Annotated in this window: 1 protein-coding gene; it reads right to left on the bottom strand. The window is 35.1% G+C overall.

The window, feature by feature from the left end; translation table 11 throughout:
• Nucleotides 1–20: 20 nt before the first annotated feature.
• Nucleotides 21–479 carry a DinB family protein gene (locus V7654_RS23875; RefSeq protein WP_335433383.1) on the bottom strand — a complete coding sequence of 153 codons (459 nt, stop codon included), beginning with the start codon at nucleotides 477–479 and terminating at the stop codon, nucleotides 21–23.
• Between the last annotated feature and the right edge of the window lie 168 nt (nucleotides 480–647).

Below are 647 nucleotides of genomic sequence, written 5' to 3'. Positions count from 1 at the left end.
TTTTAGCATTTTAAATGGTGCTATAATAGTTTCTTAATATCCAAAATCGTTTGCAAATGCATTCCTTCATGAAAAATAGTTCTGGTTAGTACCTGTTCTATCGTGTGCATTCCCATTTCTGTAGGTGGAAATTCCTCTTCAAGCCTATCACCGTAATCCTCTTTGATCTTTGAAGGCTGCTCTTTTAGCAGAATCCTTAGTTCTTCTAACGAAGGCGTCTCTGATGTAAAGTTTGCAGGTGAACTGCCATATCCAAACCACTCGTGAAATTGCTCAGCAACAGGCACCTTTTCTTTCGTTACAGCTTGAATCCACATGAATTGGTCTAGATAAATATGCCCCAGGTTCCAACGGATATTATTGTTGAAGCCAGCTGGGATGAATTCTGCTTCTTGTTCTGACAAGTTTTCTACTACACCTAAAATATAATTCCTATAAGATTCTAATTGATTAAATAAGACTTCATGACGTTTTTTCATTCTCGTATTCTCCCTAAATTTTTTACTAGATAATAAGATTCAATAACAACTAGTATTATCCTGCATAAGTTAAACGAAAATCATTCTGTTTAATAATTGAAGTGAACCAGGATTTTTGGAGTATCCTAACGAATAGACTTTATTAAAGAATGGCTCTGTTAAAGCCCA

This window comes from Bacillus sp. JJ1609 (assembly GCF_036967045.1).
In the GTDB taxonomy this organism is placed as follows: Bacteria; Bacillota; Bacilli; order Bacillales; family Cytobacillaceae; genus Mesobacillus.
This window is presented reverse-complemented; position numbering and strand designations above follow the sequence as displayed.

Bases quoted from the DNA above. Each gene is read 5' to 3' on its own strand.
- V7654_RS23875 (WP_335433383.1), bottom strand. From the start codon at position 479: ATGAAAAAACGTCATGAAGTCTTATTTAATCAATTAGAATCTTATAGG.